This is a genomic window from Salipiger marinus, from assembly GCF_035481585.1.
In the GTDB taxonomy this organism is placed as follows: Bacteria; Pseudomonadota; Alphaproteobacteria; order Rhodobacterales; family Rhodobacteraceae; genus Salipiger; species Salipiger marinus.
The window spans coordinates 95707-115675 of the sequence record NZ_JAYKSL010000006.1; the positions used below are offsets into that span (position 1 = coordinate 95707).

20 protein-coding genes are annotated in these 19969 nt (G+C 69.1%); 7 read left to right on the forward strand and 13 right to left on the reverse strand.

Features of this window, described 5'->3' with window-relative positions; translation table 11 throughout:
* Nucleotides 1–50 precede the first annotated feature (50 nt).
* Nucleotides 51–1496: a cobyric acid synthase gene (locus VK682_RS09900; protein ID WP_324781739.1), complete on the forward strand. Its 1446-nt coding sequence runs from the start codon at nucleotides 51–53 to the stop codon at nucleotides 1494–1496.
* On the opposite strand, the gene cobD is transcribed toward VK682_RS09900, so the two are convergent.
* From cobD to VK682_RS09920, 4 genes are read right to left on the reverse strand one after another with little or no spacing between them, the layout of a single operon-like run.
* Complete coding sequence (gene cobD, locus VK682_RS09905) at nucleotides 1493–2455, reverse strand: threonine-phosphate decarboxylase CobD (protein WP_324781740.1); 963 nt, start codon at nucleotides 2453–2455, stop codon at nucleotides 1493–1495. The genes VK682_RS09900 and cobD overlap by 4 nt on opposite strands.
* A gap of 11 nt (nucleotides 2456–2466) precedes the next feature.
* A complete protein-coding gene (gene cbiB / locus VK682_RS09910; RefSeq protein ID WP_324781741.1) occupies nucleotides 2467–3408 on the reverse strand; it encodes an adenosylcobinamide-phosphate synthase CbiB in 942 nt (313 codons plus the stop codon).
* Nucleotides 3405–4202 carry a propanediol utilization protein gene (locus VK682_RS09915; RefSeq protein ID WP_324781742.1) on the reverse strand — a complete coding sequence of 266 codons (798 nt, stop codon included), beginning with the start codon at nucleotides 4200–4202 and terminating at the stop codon, nucleotides 3405–3407. The genes cbiB and VK682_RS09915 overlap by 4 nt, the downstream gene beginning before the upstream one ends.
* Nucleotides 4193–4765 carry a histidine phosphatase family protein gene (locus VK682_RS09920; protein ID WP_230794332.1) on the reverse strand — a complete coding sequence of 191 codons (573 nt, stop codon included), beginning with the start codon at nucleotides 4763–4765 and terminating at the stop codon, nucleotides 4193–4195. Before VK682_RS09920 ends, VK682_RS09915 begins: the two co-directional genes overlap by 10 nt.
* 46 nt (nucleotides 4766–4811) lie before the next feature.
* On the opposite strand from VK682_RS09920, the gene cobU reads away from it, so the two are divergent.
* The 3 genes from cobU to cobS are packed head-to-tail and all read left to right on the forward strand — an operon-like array spanning nucleotide 4812 to nucleotide 7079.
* On the forward strand, nucleotides 4812–5327 hold the full coding sequence (gene cobU, locus VK682_RS09925; RefSeq protein WP_089847271.1) for a bifunctional adenosylcobinamide kinase/adenosylcobinamide-phosphate guanylyltransferase: 516 nt from the start codon (nucleotides 4812–4814) through the stop codon (nucleotides 5325–5327).
* Entirely contained in the window at nucleotides 5320–6342 is a 1023-nt protein-coding gene (cobT, locus tag VK682_RS09930) for a nicotinate-nucleotide--dimethylbenzimidazole phosphoribosyltransferase (RefSeq protein WP_230794331.1), read from the forward strand. The genes cobU and cobT overlap by 8 nt, the downstream gene beginning before the upstream one ends.
* The gene (cobS, locus tag VK682_RS09935) at nucleotides 6339–7079 is read left to right on the forward strand and encodes an adenosylcobinamide-GDP ribazoletransferase (protein ID WP_324781743.1); all 741 of its coding nucleotides are present in this window, start codon (nucleotides 6339–6341) and stop codon (nucleotides 7077–7079) included. The genes cobT and cobS overlap by 4 nt, the downstream gene beginning before the upstream one ends.
* A 33-nt stretch (nucleotides 7080–7112) precedes the next feature.
* Here the strand turns inward: cobS and VK682_RS09940 are convergent, their stop codons facing one another.
* The 4 genes from VK682_RS09940 to VK682_RS09955 all read right to left on the reverse strand — a co-directional run bounded on the left by VK682_RS09940 (nucleotide 7113) and on the right by VK682_RS09955 (nucleotide 11623).
* Nucleotides 7113–7901: an FAD binding domain-containing protein gene (locus tag VK682_RS09940; protein WP_089847265.1), complete on the reverse strand. Its 789-nt coding sequence runs from the start codon at nucleotides 7899–7901 to the stop codon at nucleotides 7113–7115.
* A gap of 107 nt (nucleotides 7902–8008) precedes the next feature.
* The gene (locus VK682_RS09945; protein ID WP_324781744.1) at nucleotides 8009–10372 is read right to left on the reverse strand and encodes a xanthine dehydrogenase family protein molybdopterin-binding subunit; all 2364 of its coding nucleotides are present in this window, start codon (nucleotides 10370–10372) and stop codon (nucleotides 8009–8011) included.
* A gap of 178 nt (nucleotides 10373–10550) precedes the next feature.
* Nucleotides 10551–11036: a (2Fe-2S)-binding protein gene (locus VK682_RS09950; RefSeq protein WP_089847260.1), complete on the reverse strand. Its 486-nt coding sequence runs from the start codon at nucleotides 11034–11036 to the stop codon at nucleotides 10551–10553.
* Nucleotides 11037–11092: 56 nt separating this feature from the next.
* Entirely contained in the window at nucleotides 11093–11623 is a 531-nt protein-coding gene (locus tag VK682_RS09955) for an SRPBCC family protein (RefSeq protein ID WP_089847258.1), read from the reverse strand.
* A gap of 284 nt (nucleotides 11624–11907) precedes the next feature.
* On the opposite strand from VK682_RS09955, the gene VK682_RS09960 reads away from it, so the two are divergent.
* Nucleotides 11908–12624 carry a lanthanide ABC transporter ATP-binding protein PedB/LutE gene (locus VK682_RS09960; protein WP_230794327.1) on the forward strand — a complete coding sequence of 239 codons (717 nt, stop codon included), beginning with the start codon at nucleotides 11908–11910 and terminating at the stop codon, nucleotides 12622–12624.
* Nucleotides 12621–13418 (forward strand): lanthanide ABC transporter permease protein PedC, encoded by a 798-nt coding sequence (locus tag VK682_RS09965; protein ID WP_230794326.1) that lies wholly within the window; start codon nucleotides 12621–12623, stop codon nucleotides 13416–13418. Before VK682_RS09960 ends, VK682_RS09965 begins: the two co-directional genes overlap by 4 nt.
* Before the next feature lie 3 nt (nucleotides 13419–13421).
* Here the strand turns inward: VK682_RS09965 and VK682_RS09970 are convergent, their stop codons facing one another.
* From VK682_RS09970 to VK682_RS09985, 4 genes are all read right to left on the reverse strand, one after another.
* The gene (locus VK682_RS09970) at nucleotides 13422–14063 is read right to left on the reverse strand and encodes an ABC transporter ATP-binding protein (RefSeq protein WP_230794325.1); all 642 of its coding nucleotides are present in this window, start codon (nucleotides 14061–14063) and stop codon (nucleotides 13422–13424) included.
* 1 nt (nucleotide 14064) lies between these two features.
* The gene (locus VK682_RS09975; protein ID WP_380715793.1) at nucleotides 14065–15039 is read right to left on the reverse strand and encodes an ABC transporter substrate-binding protein; all 975 of its coding nucleotides are present in this window, start codon (nucleotides 15037–15039) and stop codon (nucleotides 14065–14067) included.
* A gap of 90 nt (nucleotides 15040–15129) precedes the next feature.
* Nucleotides 15130–15507, reverse strand: coding sequence for an excinuclease ABC subunit A (locus VK682_RS09980; protein WP_230794324.1), 378 nt, complete (start codon nucleotides 15505–15507; stop codon nucleotides 15130–15132).
* A gap of 108 nt (nucleotides 15508–15615) precedes the next feature.
* Nucleotides 15616–16479: an enoyl-CoA hydratase gene (locus VK682_RS09985; RefSeq protein WP_324781781.1), complete on the reverse strand. Its 864-nt coding sequence runs from the start codon at nucleotides 16477–16479 to the stop codon at nucleotides 15616–15618.
* On the opposite strand from VK682_RS09985, the gene VK682_RS09990 reads away from it, so the two are divergent.
* Nucleotides 16458–16883 (forward strand): PaaI family thioesterase, encoded by a 426-nt coding sequence (locus VK682_RS09990; RefSeq protein WP_324781746.1) that lies wholly within the window; start codon nucleotides 16458–16460, stop codon nucleotides 16881–16883. The two genes, VK682_RS09985 and VK682_RS09990, sit on opposite strands and share 22 nt — an antisense overlap.
* A 195-nt stretch (nucleotides 16884–17078) precedes the next feature.
* Here the strand turns inward: VK682_RS09990 and uvrA are convergent, their stop codons facing one another.
* Entirely contained in the window at nucleotides 17079–19943 is a 2865-nt protein-coding gene (uvrA, locus tag VK682_RS09995) for an excinuclease ABC subunit UvrA (protein WP_089847243.1), read from the reverse strand.
* Between the last annotated feature and the right edge of the window lie 26 nt (nucleotides 19944–19969).

The following is a 19969-nucleotide window of genomic DNA, read 5'->3' on the forward strand; positions in this document are numbered from 1 at the left end:
CCGCGCGCTGCCGCGTGCCAGAACGCCTGCACGACAGAAGGAGCCGTGCCATGACCGCCGTGATGATCCAGGGAGCGGGGTCCAACGTGGGCAAGTCGCTGCTGGTGGCGGGGCTGTGCCGCGCCGCGCGCAGGCGCGGTCTGCGCGTGGCGCCGTTCAAGCCGCAGAACATGTCCAACAACGCCGCCGTGACCGTGGAGGGCGGCGAGATCGGCCGCGCGCAGGCGCTGCAGGCGCTGGCCTGCGGGCTGGACCCCACCTGCCACATGAACCCCGTGCTGCTGAAACCCGAAAGCGATCAGGGCGCGCAGGTCATCGTGCAGGGCCGCCGCCTGACCACCACGCGGGCCGGTGATTATGCCGCGCTGAAACCGCGCCTGCTGGGGGCGGTGCTGGAGAGTTTCCGCAGCCTCAGCGCAGCCCATGATCTGGTCATCGTCGAAGGCGCGGGCAGCCCCGCCGAGGTCAACCTGCGCGCGCATGACATCGCCAATATGGGCTTTGCCCGGGCGGCGGAGGTGCCGGTGATCCTTGCCGGGGATATCGACCGGGGCGGTGTCATCGCGCAGATGGTGGGCACGCGGACGGTGCTGGATCCGGGCGATGCCGCGCAGATCAGGGGCTTTGTCATCAACAAGTTCCGGGGCGATCCCCGGCTGTTTGACGACGGCTATGACCTGATCGCGCACAGCACCGGCTGGCCCGGCTTCGGCGTGCTGCCATGGTTTGCCGAGGCATACCGCCTGCCCGCCGAGGATGCGCTGGATCTGCCTGCCCGCAGCGGGGGCTCGGGGCTGAAGGTGGTCTGCCTTGCCCTGTCGCGCATCGCCAATTTCGACGATCTTGATCCGCTGGCGCAGGAGCCGGGCGTGGCGCTGCAGATGCTGGCGCCGGGCCACGCCCTGCCCGGCGATGCCGATCTGGTGATCCTGCCCGGCAGCAAATCCACGCGCGGCGATCTCGACTTTCTGCGCGCGCAGGGCTGGGACATCGACCTTGCCGCGCATGTGCGGCGCGGCGGTCATGTGCTGGGGCTCTGCGGCGGCTTCCAGATGCTGGGCCAGCAGATCCACGACCCCGAGGGGCTGGAAGGCCCGCCGGGCAGCGTGGCGGGGCTGGGGCTGCTGCAGGTGGAGACGGTGATGCGGCCCGAGAAGCGGCTGGCGCGGGTGAACGCCCTGCACGCCGCCACCGGTCTGCCGCTGTCGGGATATGAAATCCATCTGGGCCGCAGCACCGGCCCCGACTGCGCGCGCCCCTTTGCCCATGTGGCGGGCACGCCCGAGGGCGCCATTTCGGCCTGCGGTCGCATCACCGGCAGCTATCTGCACGGGCTTTTTGCCGATGACGCCTTCCGCGCCGCCTATCTGCGCGGGCTTGGCGCCACCGCCTCGGGGCAGAGCTATGGCGCCGGAGTCGAACAGGTGCTGGACGATCTTGCCGCCCATCTGGAGGCGCATCTGGATGTGGCGGGGATACTGGCGCTGGCGCGCTAGGCCAGCGCCGCCGCAAGCCGCGTCCATTCCGCCCCGCCGCCGGGCAGGCCCAGCCGGATCAGGTCGGACGACCACGGGAAAATCCGGCTCCAGATCCGGGCGCGGGCCAGATGGTCCTGCGCCGCCGCCGCATCGGGGGTGCGATAAAGCCGGAACAGCTCGCAGCCGCCCGCCAGTATCCAGCCGCGACGCGCGGCCAGCGCATCAAGCTGCAGGGTCTCCTGCCGCAGGCGCGCCACGGTCTCCGCCTGCCAGTCGCGATCGCGCAGCGCCTGCGCGCCGATCACCTGCGCGGGGCCTGACACCGCCCAAGGCCCGAGCCGCGTCGACATGTCGGCCAGCAGCGCCGCGTCTGCCAGCACGACCCCCAGCCGCAGCCCGGCGAGCCCGTAGAACTTGCCGAAAGACCGCAGCACCACCAGCCCCTGCTCTCCGGCCCATGGCGCGACCGACAGATCGGGCCGCGCGTCGCAGAAGCTTTCATCCACCACCAGCCGCCCCACCTGCCCCGCCAGCGCCCGCAGCGCGCCCGGCGCATGGCAGCGCCCGTCGGGATTGTTGGGATTGACCACCACCGCCAGATCGGCGCCCGCCAGCGCCTCCGGCGTGGCGACCTCGGTCACCTGCCAGCCCGCCGCGCGCAGGCAGGCCGCGTGTTCGTTATAGGTGGGGGCCAGAACCCGGGCCGATCCGCGCGGCAGGATCTGCGGCAGCATCTGGATCGCCGCCTGCGCCCCCGCCACCGGCAGCACCGGGGCCTGCGTGCCATAGGCGGCGCGGGCGGCCTCGATCAGATCGGCCTGCCGCCCCGCCTGCGGCAGCGCCGTCCAGCAGTCGGGCGGCAGCGCGGGCACGGGCCAGCAGACTCGGTTGATGCCGGTGGAAAGATCGATCCACTCTGCCGCTGCCCCGCCGAACCGGGCGCGCGCCTGATCCAGATTGCCGCCATGATCGCGCATCGCGCCCTCCCTCAGACCAGAGCCAGCGCCAGCAGCGCCAGAGCCATCAGCCCCATCGCCCGCAGATAAAGCCGCAGCGCGCGGGTCATGTCCTGCGGCGAGGGATCGGGGGCGGTGCCGTTCAGCCACGGCTCGTCCGCGATCACCGTGCCGTAAAGCCGCGGCCCCGACAGCCGCACCCCCAGCCCCGCCGCCAGCGCCGCCTCCGGCCAGCCGGCATTGGGAGAGCGATGCGCCCGCGCCTCGCGCCGCATGCAGGCCAGCGCCGCGCGCGGGCGGGTCGAGGCCAGCGCCAGCAACAGCCCGGTCAGCCGCGCCGGGATCAGGTTGGCCACATCATCCAGCCGCGCCGCGACCTTGCCGAACGCCTCGAACCGGTCGTTGCGATGGCCGATCATGCTGTCCAGCGTGTTGATCGCCTTATAGGCGGCGATGCCGGGCAGGCCAAAAAGCGCGCCCCAGACAACCGGTGCCACGATCCCGTCAGAGCTGTTTTCGGCAAGGCTTTCCAGCGCCGCCCGCGCCACCCCCGCCCGGTCGAGCCGCAGCGGATCGCGTCCCACGATCATCGCCACCGCAACCCGCGCGCCGCGCAGATCGCCCGCAGCCAATGGCCGCGCCACCGCCGCCACATGCGCATACATCGACCGCGCCGCCAGCAGCGGCCAGCACAGCAGCCCCTCCAGCAGCAGCCCGGGCCAGCCGCCGGGCAGCAGCGCGCGCAACGCCAGTGCTGCGGCCAGAGCCGCGCCCACCACCAGCGCCGTGGTCACGCCCCCCAGCAGCAGACGCGCGCTGCGGCTGCGCCCGGGATCGTTGAGCGACCCCTCCAGCGCCGTGATGAGCCGCCCGAGCCATGTGACCGGATGGCCGATGCGGCGAAACACCGGGTCCGGCCAGCCCAGCAGGGCATCCGCCGCCAGCGCCACCAGCATCACCAGCGCACCGCTCATGTCAGGAACCTGTGCAGGCCGGTGAAGCCCGCCGCGCGCAGACGCGTCGCCGCCTCGGGCGGGACGGTGCCGGGGGCAAAGACCAGCCCGCGCGCCGCGCCGGTATGGGCGATGACATGGCCAAGCGCGCCAAGCGCGCGGGCCAGCGCCTCGGTCGGATCCCCCGCCGGGCCACGCAGCGCCAGCGTGCGCCGCGCCGACTCGGCGGCAAGCGCCGTGTGATGCGCCAGATCACCGCCGCGCGCCCAGTCCTGCAGCAGATCGTCGATGACCGGAAACCGCCGGTCCGCCGGATCGGTGCGCGTGGGCGGGCCGTAAAAGCCGCCAAGAATCTCGGCCCGGGGCGGCTCTGGCAGATGGCCCAGTACCTCGCCCCGGCGCGAGGCCCAGATGAGCCTCGCAGGGTGGGGAAACATCAGCGGATCCGACGCGCCCTCGACCGCCAGACAGGCGCGCGCCACCTGATCCGGCCCCGCATCGGGCGCGCAGAGCCGCGCCAAAGCCACAAGGGCGGCGGTGGAGGCCCCAGCCCCGCCGCCGGGCGGCATCTGCGGCCGCAGCCGGATCCGCGCCTGCGCCCTCAGCCCCAGCGCGCGCAGAAACGCCCGCGCCCGCCCCGGCGGCAGGATGCGGGCGGGATCATGCAGCAAAAGCCCGCGCGCAGGCCGGGCCGTGGCGGTCAGGCACAGCGTGGGACAGGGCAGCGTCACCAGCGCCACGGGCCCACCGGGGGTCGCAAGCCCCTGCAGCCATTCGCCAAAATGCCCCGCCACGCGGGTCCGGCTCAGACGCATGTGTTGACCTCCTGCACCACGCCCTCGCCCCCCGCCAGAAAGCTGATCCGCGTCACCGACAGCGGCACCACCTCGAAGGCCAGCCCCGCAGGCACCGAGCCCAAGGCCAGCGCCAGTGCGGCGCGCACCGTGCCCGCATGGGCCACCAGCGTCACCGGCCCGGTCAGCGGCGCCAGCCCCGCCGCCACCCGGGCGCAGAGCATGGCAAAGCTTTCGCCTTCGGGCGGCTGATGCACGGCGAGCTGGGCGCGGTCCAGCACGCCCAGATCGGGCATGTCGGCATAGGCCAGCCCCTCCCACGCGCCAAAATCCTGCTCCACCGCCTCGGCCAGCGGATCGGCCTGCAGATCCGGCCACAGCGCCACGGCGGTCTCGCGGCAGCGCCGCGCCGGGCTGGTCAGCAGCCGCCCCGGATCGGGCAGACGGTCGCGCAGCCGCGCCAGCGCCTGCGCCGATCCGGCCAGATCCGCCGCCAGATCGCGGCGGCCATAGATTCGGCCATCCCCCTGCACCGGCGCGTGGCGGATCAGGGTCAGGTTCAGCCCCTGCGGCATGTGCGGCATCACTCCCCTTTGCAATCACCTGCCGGTTCTGCTTTGTCCTGAGCCCATGGGCAAGACCATCCTCATCACCGGCGGCGCCCGGTCCGGCAAGAGCCGTCTGGCCGAGGCGCAGACGCTGGCGTTTGGCCGTCCCGCCACCTACATCGCCACCGCCGGTATCTTTGACGCCGAAATGGCCGACCGCATCCGCCAGCATCAGGACGGGCGCGGCCCCGACTGGGCGCTGGTCGAGGAACAGACCGACCTTGCCCGCGCGCTGCGCGACACGGACGGCAGCGGCCCCCGGCTGGTGGACTGCCTGACCCTGTGGCTCAGCAACCTGATGCTGGGCGATCACGACATCCCCGCCGCCACGCAGGCCTTTCTGGCCGAACTTGCCCGCCAGCGCGATCCCGTGGTCATCGTCACCAACGAGGTGGGCGCGGGCATCGTGCCCGAAAACGCGCTGGCCCGCGCCTTTCGCGACGAGGCGGGGCGGCTCAACCAGCGGGTCGCCGCCGTGGTGGACGAGGTTCACATGGCGGTCTGCGGCCTGCCCCTGAAGGTGAAACCCCATGACTGAGCATTTCCCCCTTGCGGCGCTGGCCGATCTGGCCGCCCTGCCCGCCCGCCTGCCCCGCTATGACGAGGAGGCCGCCCGTGCCGCCCGCGACCGGCAGGCGAGCCTGACCAAACCGCCCGGATCGCTGGGACGGCTGGAGACGCTGGCCATCGACATGGCAGGCTGGCGCGGCACCTCGCGCCCGCAGATCCGCAAGGCGCAGGCGCTGGTCTTTGCCGGAAATCACGGCATCTGCGCGCAGGGCGTCAACCCCTTCCCGCAGGAGGTGACGGCGCAGATGGTCGCCAATTTCCACGCGGGCGGCGCCGCCATCAACCAGATCTGCGCGATAACCGGCGCCGATCTGACCGTAATCGCGCTGGATCTGGACCACGCGACGCAGGATTTCACCCAAAGCCCCGCGATGACCGAGGCCGAATGTCTGGACGCGCTGAACCGCGGCGCCGCGGCAGTGGACCGGGCGGCGGATGTGCTGCTTCTGGGGGAAATGGGCATCGGCAATTCCACCGTGGCCGCAGCGCTGGCGGCGGCCTGTTTCGGCGGCGCCCCCGCCGACTGGACCGGGCCGGGCACCGGGTCGGATGCGGCAGGCGTCGCGCACAAGGCGCAGGTCATCGCCCGCGGGCTGGAGCGGCACGCGGGCGTGTCTGGCGATGGCGCCGCGATCCTGACCACGCTGGGCGGGCGCGAACAGGCGGCGATCTGCGGCGCGATCCTTGCCGCGCGCGCCTATCGCATCCCGGTGCTGCTGGACGGCTTCATCTGCACCGCCGCCGCCGCGCCGCTGCATGTGATCGACCCCGCGCTGCTGGACCATTGCATCGCCTCGCATCGCGGCGCGGAGCCGGGCCATGGGCGGCTGCTGGACGCCATGGCCAAGGATCCGGTGCTGGCGCTGGACCTGCGGCTTGGCGAAGGCACCGGGGCGGCGCTGGCGCTGGGTCTGCTGCGCGCGGCCCTTGCCTGTCACAACGGCATGGCCACCTTTGCCGAAGCGGGTGTGGCCGGCGGATGAGGCAGGTCTTGGCGCAGGCGCAGGTGGCGCTGATGCTGCTGACCCGCCTGCCCGCCGGAGGGCTGGAAACAGCCCCGCCCATGGCCCGCTCGGTCTGGGCATGGCCGCTGGTGGGGGCGCTGGTGGGCGGGATCGCCGCGCTGGTCTATGGCGCGGCGTCGCTGGTGCTGCCGCCCATGGCCTGCGCGCTGCTCGCCATGGCGGCGGCGGTGCTGGCGACCGGCGGGCTGCACGAGGACGGGCTTGCCGACTGTGCCGATGGTTTTGGCGGCGGCACCACCCGCGCCCGCAAGCTGGAAATCCTGCGCGACAGCCGCATCGGCAGCTATGGCGTGCTGGCTCTGGGGCTGGTGCTGGCGCTGCGCGCCACGGCGCTGGCGCATCTGCCGCCTGCACAGGCGATGACGGCGCTTGTCGCGATGGGGGCTGCAAGCCGGGCGCTGCTGCCGCTGTGGCTGCGGCTGCTGCCGCCCGCGCGCGCCGATGGACTGGGCCGCGCCGCGATGGGGCCCACGCGCGGCGGCGTGCTGGTGGCGGGGCTGCTGGGGCTGGCGGCGCTGCTGCTGCTGGGGCCAGTGGCGGCGCTTGTCACCGGCGCCGCGATGCTGGCGGCAAGTGCCGCCTTTGCTGGGCTGGCGCTGCGCCAGATCGGCGGTCAGACCGGCGACGTGCTGGGCGCGCAGCAGCAGGTGGCCGATCTGGCCGGGCTGCTGGCCCTGCTGGCGCTTGCCGGATAGGCGCCCCCCGGCCTGACCGGAGGGCGCGAAAGCTCAGGCGGCAGCGGCGACCGCGCGCTTGGTCAGCACGCCGATCAGATGCGCGCGATAGGCGGAGGATCCGTGAATGTCGGACATCAGGCCATCGGCGCTTACCGTCAGCCCGTCCAGTGCTGTGGCAGAGAAATTGCCCGACAGCGCCTCTTCGGCTTCGGTCCAGCGGAACACGCCCTCTTCCGAGGCGCCGGTGACGGCAACCCGCACCCCGTCGGCAAATTTCGCCACGAACACCCCGACCAGCGCAAAGCGCGAGGCGGGCTGTTCGAACTTGATATAGGCGGCCTTTTCCGGGATCGGGAAGCGGACGGCGGTGATGATCTCGCCCTCTTCCAGCGCGGTGGTGAACATGCCCTGGAAATAGTCTTCCATGGCGATTTCGCGGCTGTTGGTGACGATGGTCGCGCCAGAGGCCAGCGCCGCCGCCGGATAGCAGGCGGCGGGGTCGTTATTGGCAAGGCTGCCGCCCACGGTGCCCCGGTTGCGCACCGCCGGATCGCCGATATTGGAGGCCAGCGCGGCCAGCGCCGGATAATGCGCGGCGGCCTCGCGGGCGACGGTGCCATGGGTGGTGCCGCCGCCCAGCGTCAGCACGCCGCCTTCGGCGGACACGCCCTGCATTTCGGCGATGGCGGTCAGGCTGACCAGAACCGAGGGCTGCGCCAGCCGCTGCTTCAGCGACGGGATCAGCGTCTGGCCGCCTGCCAGCGCCTGCGCCTCGTCCTGACCCAGCGCTGCCACGGCATCGGCCAGACTGGTGGGTCTTACGATTTCGAAGCTGTACATCCTGTTTCTCCCTGCAGGGGCGGGTGCGCGCGGCACCCTGTCTCCCCGTCATCTTTTCCCAAAAAGCGGCGCCCGACAACCGCTTATCGCGGCTGCCGGGCAGGCGTTCAGCCCTGCATCGCGGACCAGACCCGGTGCGGGCTGACCGGCATGTCGATGTGATCCACCTTGTGCCCGCCCGAGGCCAGCGCGTCGATCACCGCATTGACCACGGCGGGCGGCGAGCCGATGGCCCCGGCCTCGCCGCAGCCCTTCACCCCCAGCGGGTTATGGGTGCAGGGCGTGGCGCAGGAATGGTCCACGGCATAGAACGGCACATCCGTGGCGCGCGGCATGGCGTAATCCATGTAGGAGGCGGACAGAAGCTGCCCGTCGCTGTCATAGACGCAGGATTCGAGCAGCGCCTGCCCGATCCCCTGCGCGATGCCGCCATGCACCTGACCTTCGACGATCATCGGATTGACCACATTGCCGAAATCATCGGCAGCGGCGAAGCGTTCCACCGTGACCCGCCCGGTTTCTGGATCAAGTTCCACCTCGCAGGCATAGGCGCCCGAAGGATAGGTGAAGTTCGACGGATCGTAGAAGGCGGTCTCTTCCAGCCCCGGCTCGATCTCTTCCAGCGGGTAGTTGTGGGGCACATAGGCGGCAAGCGTCACGTCGCCCCATGCCACCGACTTGTCGGTGCCCGCCACGGTGAACCGCCCGTCCTTCAGTTCGATATCGGTATCGGCGGCCTCCAGCAGATGGCCTGCGATCTTTTTCGCCTTGTTGATGATCTTTTCGGTGGCGCGCACCATGGCCGAGCCGCAGACCGCAAGGCTGCGCGAGCCGTAGGTGCCCATGCCGAAGGGGATCTTGCTGGAATCGCCATGCACGATGTCGATCATCGACTCGTCGATGCCCAGCATTTCGGCCACCACCTGCGGGAAGGAGGTTTCATGCCCCTGCCCGTGGCTATGCGCGCCGACCATGACCGAAATCGAGCCCGTGGCGTTCACCCGCACCGTGGCCGCATCGTAAAGCCCTGCCCGCGCGCCAAGCTGGCCCACAAGGTTCGACGGCGCGATGCCGCAGGCCTCGATATAGCAGTTGATGCCAAGCCCGCGCAGCTTGCCCTTGGCCTCGCTCTCGCGGCGGCGGGCGGCAAAGCCCTCGCGGTCGATCATCTCTTCAAGCTTGTCCATGGTGGCGACATAGTCGCCGGTGTCGTATTCCACCGCCACGGGCGTGGCATAGGGGAATTCGGTGATGAAGTTCTGCCGCCGCAGCGCGATGGGATCCACGCCCAGTTCCCGCGCCGCCTTGTCGATCACCCGCTCCAGCTGGAAGGTCGCCTCGGGGCGGCCCGCGCCGCGATAGGCGTCGACCGGCACGGTATTGGTGAAGACCGCGCGCACGTTCACATAGATATGCGGCGTGCGGTAATTGCCCGCCATCAGCGTGCCATGCAGCCATGTCGGGATGGAGCTGCTGAAGGTCGACAGATAGGCGCCCATATTGGCCAGCGTGTCGGTGCGCACGGCGACGAAGTTGTTGTCCTTGTCCAGCGCCAGTTCGATCTTGGTCACATGGTCGCGGCCATGCGCGTCGGACATGAACGCCTCGGAGCGGGTAGAGGTCCATTTCACGGGGCGGTTGATCTTGCGCGCGGCGAAGGTGACAAACGCTTCTTCGGCATAGTGGAAGATCTTGGTGCCGAAGCCGCCGCCCACATCCGGGGCCACGACACGCAGCTTGTGTTCGGGGATGCCCAGCACGAAGGCGCCCATCAGCAGGCGGATCACATGCGGGTTCTGGCTGGTGGTATACAGCGTGCTTTCGTCATTGGCGCGGTTGTATTCGGCCACCGCCACGCGCGGCTCCATCGGGTTGGCGACCAGACGGTTGTTCACCAGTTCCAGCGTGGTGACGTGATGCGCATTGCGGATCGCCTCGTCCACGGCGGCGCGGTTGTCTTCGACAAAGCCCCAGTCGTAGCACAGGTTGGTGCCCATATCGTCATGGACCAGCGGCGCGCCCTCGGCGAGCGCCGCCTTCATGTCGACCACGGCGGGCAGTTCCTCGATCTCGACCACGATGGCCTCGGCGGCATTGCGCGCCTCTTCAAGGCTGTCGGCCACCACGGCGCAGATCGGATCGCCCACATGGCGGACCTTGCCCTGCGCCAGCACCGGGTGGCCCGGCTCTTTCATCGGCTCGCCGAAGCGGTCGGTGATGAGCCAGCCGCAGGGCAGCCCGCCCACACCTTCGAAATCCTTGCCGGTAAAGATCCGCACCACGCCCGGCATCGCCTCGGCGGCGGCGGTGTCGATGCTGGTGATCCGGCCATGCGCCACGTCAGAGCGCAGGAAATGGCAGTAGGTCTGGCCGTAAACATTGATGTCGTCGGTATATTGCCCGGTGCCGGTCAGAAAGCGCACGTCCTCGCGCCGCTTCTGGCTTGCGCCAATACCATGATCTTTCGGCATGTCGAAATCCCTCCCTGTGGGTGACGGGGCAGCACCCCGCCGAAACATCCGTTCCGGGCCCCGGGCGCGCAGCCCCGGACCCCGCCTGTCGGGGGGCGGGGTCAGCCCCCGCCCGTCGCATCGCTCCCGCCTCTTTCGCGGCACGCTGGCGCGCCGCGCTCCTCCCGGCGGGGGCGGATCACTCCGCCGCGATGACGCTTACATCCTGACCGCTGGCCGCCATGATCGCCTTGACGATGTTGTGGTAGCCGGTGCAGCGGCAGATATTGCCTTCCAGATAATGCCGGATCTCGGCTTCGCTGGGCTTGGGGTTGTCCTTCAGCAGCGAGGCCGCCGCCATCACCATGCCCGGCGTGCAGAAGCCGCATTGCAGGCCGTGATGGTCCTGAAACGCCTGCTGGATCACGTTGAGCGAGCCGTCCGCATTGGCCTGCCCTTCGATCGTGCCCACTTCTGCGCCGTCACATTCGGCGGCGAAGATGGTGCAGGCCTTCACGTTCAGGCCGTTCACATGGATGGTGCAGGCGCCGCATTGCGAGGTGTCACAGCCGACATGGGTGCCGGTCAGCCGCAGTTCGTCGCGCAGGAACTCGGTCATCAGCGTGTTGCCACGCACTTCCTTGGCGACGGTCTTGCCGTTCACCGTCATTGTCACCTTGGTCATGAAACCCTCCCTGGGTTGACGTGTCTTGATTGGATGGGGTCACATTGCCATGCCGGTCAGCTGGAGACCATCCGTTTGAACCAGCCTTTCTTTTTTCCTTCTTCCCCTGCGGCACCCTCGGCTTCGGGAGCGGCATCGGGATCGGCGGGGCCTTCCACCGCGTCCTGAAAATTGGTGAAGAACTGGTCGGCCATCTTCTTGGCGAAGCCGTCGATGATGCGGCTGCCCAGCTGTGCCAGCTTGCCGCCCACCTTGGCCTCCACATCATACTGCAGCTCGGTGCCCTCGGGCACTTCCACCAGCCGCACATCGGCGCCGCCCTTGGCAAAGCCTGCGGCCCCGCCCTTGCCCTCGCCCGAAAGCGTCAGGCTGTTGGGCTCGTCACGGTTGGAAATCGTCACCTGTCCGGCAAAGGTCGCCTTCACCGGCCCGACCTTCTGCACCACCGTGGCGGCGAAGCCCTCCTCGGGCGAGCCGCTCATCTCGGTGCAGCCGGGCACGCATTGCTTCAGCACCTCCGGATCCAGCAGCGCCGCCCAGACCACCGCGGGGGGCGCCTTGATCACACGGGAATCGCTCATCTGCATGGGGTCGCATCCTCTCTCTCATGTTGCCCAGCCTAGCCATCGCGGGCCGGACGCCTATTAGACCAATGGACTAAGCCACGGGGGCAGCGCGCGGCGCCACGGCGGGCAGCGCCAGTCCTTGGGCCGAAGATCGCCGCGATCCGCCCGTTCCGCAACCCCGCATCGCCGCCCCAAAGCCCGCGCCGCCACGGGCGCGCCGCACAGAAACCGGGCCTGCACCTTTCGGAGCACTGGCCCTGCGCGCCGCGATGCGGCTAGGCTGGCGTCAGGACGAGGAGAGACGCATGAGCCTGACGGTCACCGACCTCAGCTACAGCTATGGCGCCAAGACGGCGCTGTCGCAGGTCAGCTTTGCCGTGCCGGAGGGGCGGTTCGCGGCGCTGCTGGGGCCGAATGGCGCCGGGAAATCCACGCTTTACGGGCTGCTGACCGGGCTTTTCAGCGCGCCTTCGGGGCAGATCCGCGTGGCCGGGCACGATCTGGCCCGCAATCCCCGTGCGGCGCTGACGGTGATGGGGGTGGTGTTCCAGCAGCCGACGCTGGATCTGGATCTGAGCGTGCGCCAGAACCTGCGCTATTTCGCGGCGCTGCACGGGCTTTCGGGCCGCGACCGCGACCGCCGCATCGACGCGGCGCTGGACCGGCTCGCCATGCGTGCGCGGGCAGGCGAAAAGGCCCGCGACCTGAATGGCGGGCACCGCCGCCGCACCGAGATCGCCCGCGCCCTGCTGCATGATCCGCGCGTGCTGCTGCTGGACGAGCCCACCGTGGGGCTGGATGCCGCCGCGCGCTCTGCCATCACCGACCATGTGCATGCGCTGGCGCGGGACACCGGGCTGACCGTGCTCTGGGCCACGCATCTGACCGACGAGGTGCTGCCCGGCGACCATCTGGTGCTGCTGCATCAGGGCCGGGTGCTGGCCAGCGGCACGGCGAGCGCGCTGCACGGCGCCACCCCGCTTCGCGACTGGTTCCTGTCGCGCACGGCGGTGCCCGCATGAGCCTGCGCCCGTGGCTCATCGCCTTTCGCGCCATCACCGCCCGCGAGGCGCTGCGCTTTGTCCACCAGCGCGAACGGTTTCTGGCCGCGCTGGTGCGCCCGCTGGTCTGGCTGCTGGTCTTTGCGGCGGGGTTCCGCGCCGCGCTTGGCCTGTCGATCATCCCGCCCTACCAGACCTACATCACCTACGAGACCTACATCATCCCCGGTCTCTGCGGCATGATCCTGCTGTTCAATGGCATGCAAAGCTCGCTGAGCCTTGTCTATGACCGCGAGATGGGGTCGATGCGGCTTCTGCTCACCGCGCCGCTGCCGCGCTGGTTCCTGCTGTTTTCAAAGCTGTGCGGGGCCTCCTTCATCTCCATCCTGCAGGTGCTGGCCTTTCTGGCCGTGGCCGCCGCCTTTGGCATCGTGCTGCCGCTCTGGGGCTATGTGGCGGTGCTGCCCGCGCTGCTGATCGGCGGGCTGATGCTGGGCGCGCTGGGGCTGGCGCTGTCCTCCTTCATCAAGCAGCTGGAGAATTTTGCGGGCGTGATGAACTTCGTGATCTTCCCGATGTTCTTCCTCAGTTCGGCGCTTTACCCGCTGTGGAAGATGGCGGAATCCTCGCCGCTGCTGCGCGACATCTGCGCGGTGAACCCGTTTACCCATGTGGTCGAACTGATCCGCTTCGCGCTGTATCTGCAGCTGAACCTCGCAGCGCTTGGCTGGGTGCTGCTGGCGGCACTGGTGTTCATGGCGCTGGCGCTCTGGGGCTATGATCCGGCACGCGGTCTGGTGCGGCGCAAGGGCTGAGCCCTAGCCCACCAGCCGCGCCGGGCTGCCCTCCAGCCGCAGGATGCGGGTGGCAAGGCGCCGCGCCTCGGCCTGCACATGGGTGACGATCAGCGTGGTGACGCGGCGCCGGGCGCGCAGGGTCTCGAACAGGGTCATCATCTCGTCGGCCAAGGCCGGGTCCAGCGACACGAAGGGTTCGTCCATCAGCAGCAGTTCCGGCTCCGCCGCAAAGCCGCGCGCCAGCGACAGGCGGCGCTGCTGGCCCAGCGACAGCTGCCGGGGCCACGCGTCGCCGCGCCCGCCCAGCCCCACCTCGGCCAGCGCCGCCTCGGCGCTGTCGCGAGAGATGCGCAGCGGAATCATCAGATTGTCGCGCAGATTGCGCCATGGCAGCAGGGTCGGTTCCTGAAACACCATCGCCAGCCGGTCGGGCACAACCCGCTCGCCCCTGAACCGCGGTTCAAGCCCGGCCAGACTGCGCAGCAGCGTGGTCTTGCCCGCCCCCGAAGGCCCGGTCAGCGCCACCGTCTCGCCCTGCCGCAGATCCAGAGTGACCGGCCCCAGCACCGCGCGTCCGCCGAAAGACAGCCCGTCGAGACGCAGCCGCGCCACCAGCGGCGGCCCGCTGTCGCGCGCCCCGCTCACCAGCCGCAGCTGCGCCATGTCACGAGCCGGGCTGGACGAAGACGCCCTCGGGCAGGCCGGTCAGCGGCCCCACCAGCTCTTCGCCGCCCAGATCCGCCATCAGCGCCAGCATCCGGCCCGCCGCCGCCTCGTCCACCGGACCGGTGCCGGGCGTGCCTTCCAGAAACCCGGCCTTGAGCGCCGCGAATTCCGCGTCATTTCCGGCGTTCATCATCGGGCGGATGCGGTCCCATTCCGCCACATCGGTGGCCAGCAGCGCCTTGGCCGCCTGCGAGGCCTGCGCCACCCCCTCCGCCAGATCGGGATGGGCACGCAGCATCTCGTCCTTCAGCACATAGCCCAGAAGCGGCGTGTCGGGATCGAGCCCCAGCGCCTCTGCCGCCTCCGACACGGTGACCAGCGGGCGCATGCCGCCGGCCTCCATCTTCGCGAGAAAATGCCAGAAGTTGATGGCGCCATCGAGCTCGCCCTGCATCGCGGTCTGATAGATCAGCGGCGGCGCGCCAAAGACCTGTTCCGTCTCGGTGACCAGATCCATGTCGGCCACCTGCGCCGCATAGGCGCGCAGGATCAGCCATGATTTGTCCAGTGGTCCGCCCGCGATGCCGATCTTGCCGCCTTTCAGGTCGGCAATGGTCTGCGCCGGGCTGTCGCCGGGCACCATCACCGATCCCACCGCGCGGGAATAGGGCACAAAGACGTAATCCCGCCCCGAGGCGCGCTGCCGCGCGACCCAGAGCCAGTCCGACACGATCACATCGGCCTCGCCGCCCTGAAAGGCGATCTGGGCGGCGGAATTGCCCGCAACCCCCATCACCTGCAGGTCGAACCCGGCCTGCGTGTCAAACCCGTTGGTCTTGATGACATCCAGTTCCCAGCTGACGGTGCCCTGTTCCAGAACCGCCGCCCGCAGCACTGGCAGATCCGCCAGTGCCATGCCGGACCAGAGCAGCACCATGGCCCCGGCCCCGCCGATCCGTCGCATGAACGCCATGGTCTCCTCCCCATGTGGTCTGCGACGAGCGTAGCGCCGCCCCCGAAGCCGCAGAAGTGCGACAAAAGGAGGGGGGCGGCGCGGCGCAGGTCAGTTCAGTGCACCCGCGATGGCGCCCATCAGGTCCAGCACCTGCCCGGTTTCGCGGTCGACCCGGTAGACGCTGTCGCCCACGCGGTAATAGGTCTGGCCGGGGTCCAGCTGGTAGCGGCGGGGATCGCGGATCACCACATAGCCGTCGCGGATGCGGTCGCCCCGGTCGTAGCGATGCGTGTGATGGTCATCGCGGTCGCGGTCGTGACGGTATTTTGCATCTCGGTCGCCATGGCCCTTCTTGGCAAGGCCCGGAGGCGTGCAGTCCGCCGATTTCTTGGCAAGGCCCGGCGGGCATCCGCGCGGCGCCGCCTCTGCGGCAAGCGGCAGGCACAGGCTGGCGGCAAGGGCGGTCAGGGTCAGGAAGCGGGCCATGGGATAGTCCTTTTGATCTGGTGCAGATACCACGGGACCAACGCACGATCCCGTCGCTTGGCTCCGCCACACCGGGGGACGGCGGCGGAAACCCGCCGGATCCGCCGCTCAGCCCTGCCAGTCCGGCCTGCGTTTTTCCAGAAAGGCCGCGATGCCCTCCTCGGTGTCGCGCCATGACATGTTCTCCGCCATCACCGCGCCCGCATGGGCATAGGCCTGCTCCAGCGGCAGGTCGGCCTGCGCGTAAAACGCGCTCTTGCCGATCCGGACCGCCGCCCCCAGCTTGGCCGCCACGGTTTCCGCCAGCGCCAAGGTCTCTGCCGCCAGCGTGTCGGGCGGGACCACACGGTTGACCAGACCCAGCGCCTGCGCCTCGGGCGCCTCGATCAGGCGGCCCGTGGTCAGCATCTCGAACGCGGCCTTGCGCGGGATGTTGCGGGTCAGCGCCACCATGGGCGTGGAACAGAAGAGGCCGATATTCACGCCGTTGACGCCGAACCGCGTGCCTTCGGCGGCCACCGCCATGTCGCAGCTGGCCACCAGCTGGCAGCCCGCCGCCGTGGCGATGCCATGGACCTGCGCGATCACCACCTGTGGCAGCGTGGTGATCCCGGTCATCACCCGCGCGCAGCGGGCAAAGAGATCCGCAAAAGCTGCCGCCCCGCCATCCGCCGCCTGCCGTGCCGCCTGCATCTCGCGCAGGTCATGGCCCGCGCAGAAGGCCCGCCCCGCGCCCGAGATCACCACCACGCGGATGTCGCGGTCCTGCGCCAGCGCAACAAGCTGGTCCTGCAGCGCCGCCAGCATGGCATCGGACAGCGCGTTCAGCCGGTCGGCCGCATTCAGGCAGAGCCGTGCCACAGCGCCGGTATCGTGACGTTCCAGAAGTTTCATCTTGTCCTCCTCATCCCTGTCAGGAAGCGTAGCGCGGGCAACAAGAGGAGAAAAGCATGGCGCTGGTGATGACGGCAGAGCAGATCGACGCGTTCCTGAAAGAGGAGTTTCCGCAGGTCACCGGGCTTTTTGCCATCGACCGCATGGACGAGGCCCTGCTGGTGATGCGCCTGCTGACCGACGACCGCCACCTGCGCCCCGGCGGCACGGTGTCGGGACCGTCGATGTTCGCACTGGCCGATGTGGCAGCCTATGTGGCGACGCTGGCCCGGATCGGGCCGCAGGCACTGGCGGTGACCACCCATTGCTCCATCGATTTCATGCGCAAGCCCGTCTCTGGCGCGGATGTGCTGGCCGAGGCGCGGGTGCTGAAGCTGGGCCGCAGCCTGAGCGTGACCGATGTGCTGCTTTACTCGGAAGGCAGCGCCGAGGTGGTGGCCCATGCCTCGCTGACCTATGCCCTCCCGCCCGCGCGGCGGTAAGGGCGGACCCGGCGGGAAAAGGGGCGGACCCGGCGGGAAAAGGGGGCTCTGCCCCCGTCGCCTGCGGCGACTCCCCCGGGATATTTTGGCCAAGAAGAAGCTGCAGGGCGGCGCGCGGGCCGGGGCGCGGCGGGGCGGCGGCCCGCACGGAAGCGGGCGCGGCTCCGTGTGGCGCCCCGGGATGGAGGGGCCGCGTTATTCCGCGGCCACCTTTTTCTGGGTCAGCATGGGTTTGAGGTAGCGGCCGGTATGGCTGCCCTCGACCTCGGCCACCTGTTCGGGGGTGCCGGTGGCCACGATCTCGCCGCCGCCATCGCCGCCTTCGGGGCCGATGTCGATGATGTGGTCGGCGGTCTTGATGACATCGAGATTGTGTTCGATCACCACCACCGAATTGCCCTGATCCACCAGTTCGTGCAGCACTTCCAAGAGCTTGCGCACATCCTCGAAATGCAGGCCGGTGGTCGGCTCGTCGAGGATGTAGAGCGTGCGCCCGGTGGAGCGCCGCGCCAGTTCCTTGCTGAGCTTGACGCGCTGCGCCTCGCCGCCCGACAGGGTGGTGGCCTGCTGGCCGACCTTCACATAGCTGAGCCCGACCCGCATCAGCGCGTCCATCTTTTCGCGGATGGAGGGCACGGCCTGAAAGAACTCCTGCGCCTCCTCCACCGTCATGTCGAGCACGTCGGCGATGGATTTGCCCTTGAAGCGGATCTCCAGCGTCTCGCGGTTGTAGCGCTTGCCCTTGCAGGTTTCGCATTCGACATAGACATCGGGCAGGAAGTGCATCTCGATCTTGATGAGCCCGTCGCCCTGACAGGCCTCGCAGCGCCCGCCCTTGACGTTGAAGCTGAACCGGCCCGGCTTGTAGCCGCGCGCCTTGGCCTCGGGGAGCCCCGCGAACCAGTCGCGGATCGGGGTGAAGGCGCCGGTATAGGTGGCGGGGTTCGAGCGCGGCGTGCGCCCGATCGGGCGCTGGTCGATGTCGATGACCTTGTCGAGATGTTCGAACCCCTTGATCGTCTCGCAGGGGGCCGGGGTTTCGCGCGCGCCGTTGAGCCGCATCGCCGCGTTCTTGTAGAGCGTTTCGATGGTCAGGGTGGATTTGCCGCCCCCCGACACGCCGGTGACGCAGACGAATTTCCCCAAGGGAAATTCGGCGGTGACGTCGTGCAGGTTGTTGCCGCTGGCCTTGACCACGGTCAGCTTCTTGCCGCTGCCCTTGCGCCGGGTGGCGGGCACGGCGATTTCGCGGGTGCCCGCCAGATATTGCCCGGTCAGGCTGGCAGGGTCGGCGGTGATCTCGTCCGGGGTGCCCTTGGCCACCACGCGCCCGCCATGCACGCCGGCGCCGGGGCCAATGTCGAACACATAATCGGCCTGACGGATCATGTCTTCGTCATGTTCGACGACGATCACAGTATTGCCCTGATCGCGCAGGGATTTCAGCGTGCCGATCAGCCGGTCATTGTCGCGCTGGTGCAGGCCGATGCTGGGTTCGTCGAGCACGTAAAGCACGCCGGTCAGGCCGGAGCCGATTTGCGAGGCGAGCCGGATGCGCTGGCTTTCCCCGCCCGAAAGCGTGCCTGCGGCGCGGCTCATGGTCAGATATTCAAGGCCGACATTGTTGAGAAAGCCCAGTCGTTCGCGGATTTCCTTGAGGATGGCGCGGGCGATCTCGTTCTTCTGCCCGGTGAGGCTGGCGGGCACCGTCTCGATCCAGTCATGCGCCTCGCGGATCGACATCTGCACCACCTGCCCGATATGCAGGCTGCCGATCTTCACCGCCAGCGCTTCGGGGCGCAGGCGGTAGCCGTGGCAGGTGCCGCAGGGGCGGTTGTTCTGGTAGCGCTCGAACTCCTCGCGCACCCAGGCGCTGTCGGTCTCGCGGTAGCGGCGTTCCATGTTGGGAACCACGCCTTCGAAGATGCGCGAGACCTGATAGACGCGCCCGCCCTCGTCATAGCGGAAGTCGATCTCTTCCTTGCCGGACCCGTGCAGGAACACGTCCTGCACCCGTGGCGGCAGATCCTTCCACGCGGCCGTGGTCTTGAAGCCGTAATGTTTGGCCAGAGAGCTGATGGTCTGGGTGAAATAGGGCGACTTGCCCTTGCGCCACGGGGCGATGGCGCCATCGCCGATCTTCAGCGTGACATCGGGCACCACCAGCTGCGGGTCGAAGAACAGCTCCACCCCCAGACCGTCGCAGTCGGGACAGGCGCCGAAGGGCGCGTTGAAGGAAAAGAGCCGCGGCTCGATTTCCGGAATGGTGAAGCCCGAGACCGGGCAGGCGAAGTTTTCCGAGAAGGTGATGCGCTCCGCCTCGGCCTCGTCTTCCTTGGGCGCGGTTTCAAGGATCGCGATGCCGGAGGCCAGATCCAGCGCGGTGCGGAAACTGTCTGCGAGCCGCGTCTCCAGCCCGTCGCGGACCACGATCCGGTCCACCACCACGTCGATGTCATGGCGGAATTTCTTGTCGAGCGTCGGCGGCGTGTCGAGATCGTGGAATTCGCCGTTCACCTTGACCCGCTGGAAGCCCTGCTTGCGCAGCTCCAGAAATTCCTTGCGGTATTCGCCTTTACGGTCGCGCACGATGGGGGCCAGCAGATAGCCGCGGGTGCCTTCGGGCAGGGTCATCACCCGGTCCACCATGTCCTGCACCTGCTGCGCCTCGATGGGCAGGCCGGTGGCGGGGCTGTAGGGCGTGCCGACCCGGGCGAAGAGCAGGCGCAGGTAGTCGTAAATTTCGGTCACCGTGCCGACGGTGGAGCGCGGGTTCTTCGACGTGGTCTTCTGTTCGATGGAAATCGCCGGAGACAGGCCCGCGATGTGATCCACATCCGGCTTTTCCATCATGTCGAGAAACTGCCGCGCATAGGCGGACAGGCTTTCCACATAGCGGCGCTGGCCTTCGGCATAGATCGTGTCGAAGGCAAGGCTGGACTTGCCCGACCCCGACAGGCCGGTGATCACCACAAGCTCGTCGCGGGGAATGTCCACGTCGATGTTCTTGAGATTATGCTCGCGCGCGCCGCGCACTTCGATCTGCTTGAGCTCTGGCATGAGACCCTCGGAGGACGGAACGGTTA

Coding starts and splice junctions, on each gene's coding strand:
- VK682_RS09900 (WP_324781739.1), top strand. CDS start 51: ATGACCGCCGTGATGATCCAGGGAGCGGGGTCCAACGTGGGCAAGTCG.
- cobD (WP_324781740.1), bottom strand. CDS start 2,455: ATGCGCGATCATGGCGGCAATCTGGATCAGGCGCGCGCCCGGTTCGGC.
- cbiB (WP_324781741.1), bottom strand. CDS start 3,408: ATGAGCGGTGCGCTGGTGATGCTGGTGGCGCTGGCGGCGGATGCCCTG.
- VK682_RS09915 (WP_324781742.1), bottom strand. CDS start 4,202: ATGCGTCTGAGCCGGACCCGCGTGGCGGGGCATTTTGGCGAATGGCTG.
- VK682_RS09920 (WP_230794332.1), bottom strand. CDS start 4,765: ATGCCGCACATGCCGCAGGGGCTGAACCTGACCCTGATCCGCCACGCG.
- cobU (WP_089847271.1), top strand. CDS start 4,812: ATGGGCAAGACCATCCTCATCACCGGCGGCGCCCGGTCCGGCAAGAGC.
- cobT (WP_230794331.1), top strand. CDS start 5,320: ATGACTGAGCATTTCCCCCTTGCGGCGCTGGCCGATCTGGCCGCCCTG.
- cobS (WP_324781743.1), top strand. CDS start 6,339: ATGAGGCAGGTCTTGGCGCAGGCGCAGGTGGCGCTGATGCTGCTGACC.
- VK682_RS09940 (WP_089847265.1), bottom strand. CDS start 7,901: ATGTACAGCTTCGAAATCGTAAGACCCACCAGTCTGGCCGATGCCGTG.
- VK682_RS09945 (WP_324781744.1), bottom strand. CDS start 10,372: ATGCCGAAAGATCATGGTATTGGCGCAAGCCAGAAGCGGCGCGAGGAC.
- VK682_RS09950 (WP_089847260.1), bottom strand. CDS start 11,036: ATGACCAAGGTGACAATGACGGTGAACGGCAAGACCGTCGCCAAGGAA.
- VK682_RS09955 (WP_089847258.1), bottom strand. CDS start 11,623: ATGCAGATGAGCGATTCCCGTGTGATCAAGGCGCCCCCCGCGGTGGTC.
- VK682_RS09960 (WP_230794327.1), top strand. CDS start 11,908: ATGAGCCTGACGGTCACCGACCTCAGCTACAGCTATGGCGCCAAGACG.
- VK682_RS09965 (WP_230794326.1), top strand. CDS start 12,621: ATGAGCCTGCGCCCGTGGCTCATCGCCTTTCGCGCCATCACCGCCCGC.
- VK682_RS09970 (WP_230794325.1), bottom strand. CDS start 14,063: ATGGCGCAGCTGCGGCTGGTGAGCGGGGCGCGCGACAGCGGGCCGCCG.
- VK682_RS09975 (WP_380715793.1), bottom strand. CDS start 15,039: ATGGCGTTCATGCGACGGATCGGCGGGGCCGGGGCCATGGTGCTGCTC.
- VK682_RS09980 (WP_230794324.1), bottom strand. CDS start 15,507: ATGGCCCGCTTCCTGACCCTGACCGCCCTTGCCGCCAGCCTGTGCCTG.
- VK682_RS09990 (WP_324781746.1), top strand. CDS start 16,458: ATGGCGCTGGTGATGACGGCAGAGCAGATCGACGCGTTCCTGAAAGAG.
- uvrA (WP_089847243.1), bottom strand. CDS start 19,943: ATGCCAGAGCTCAAGCAGATCGAAGTGCGCGGCGCGCGCGAGCATAAT.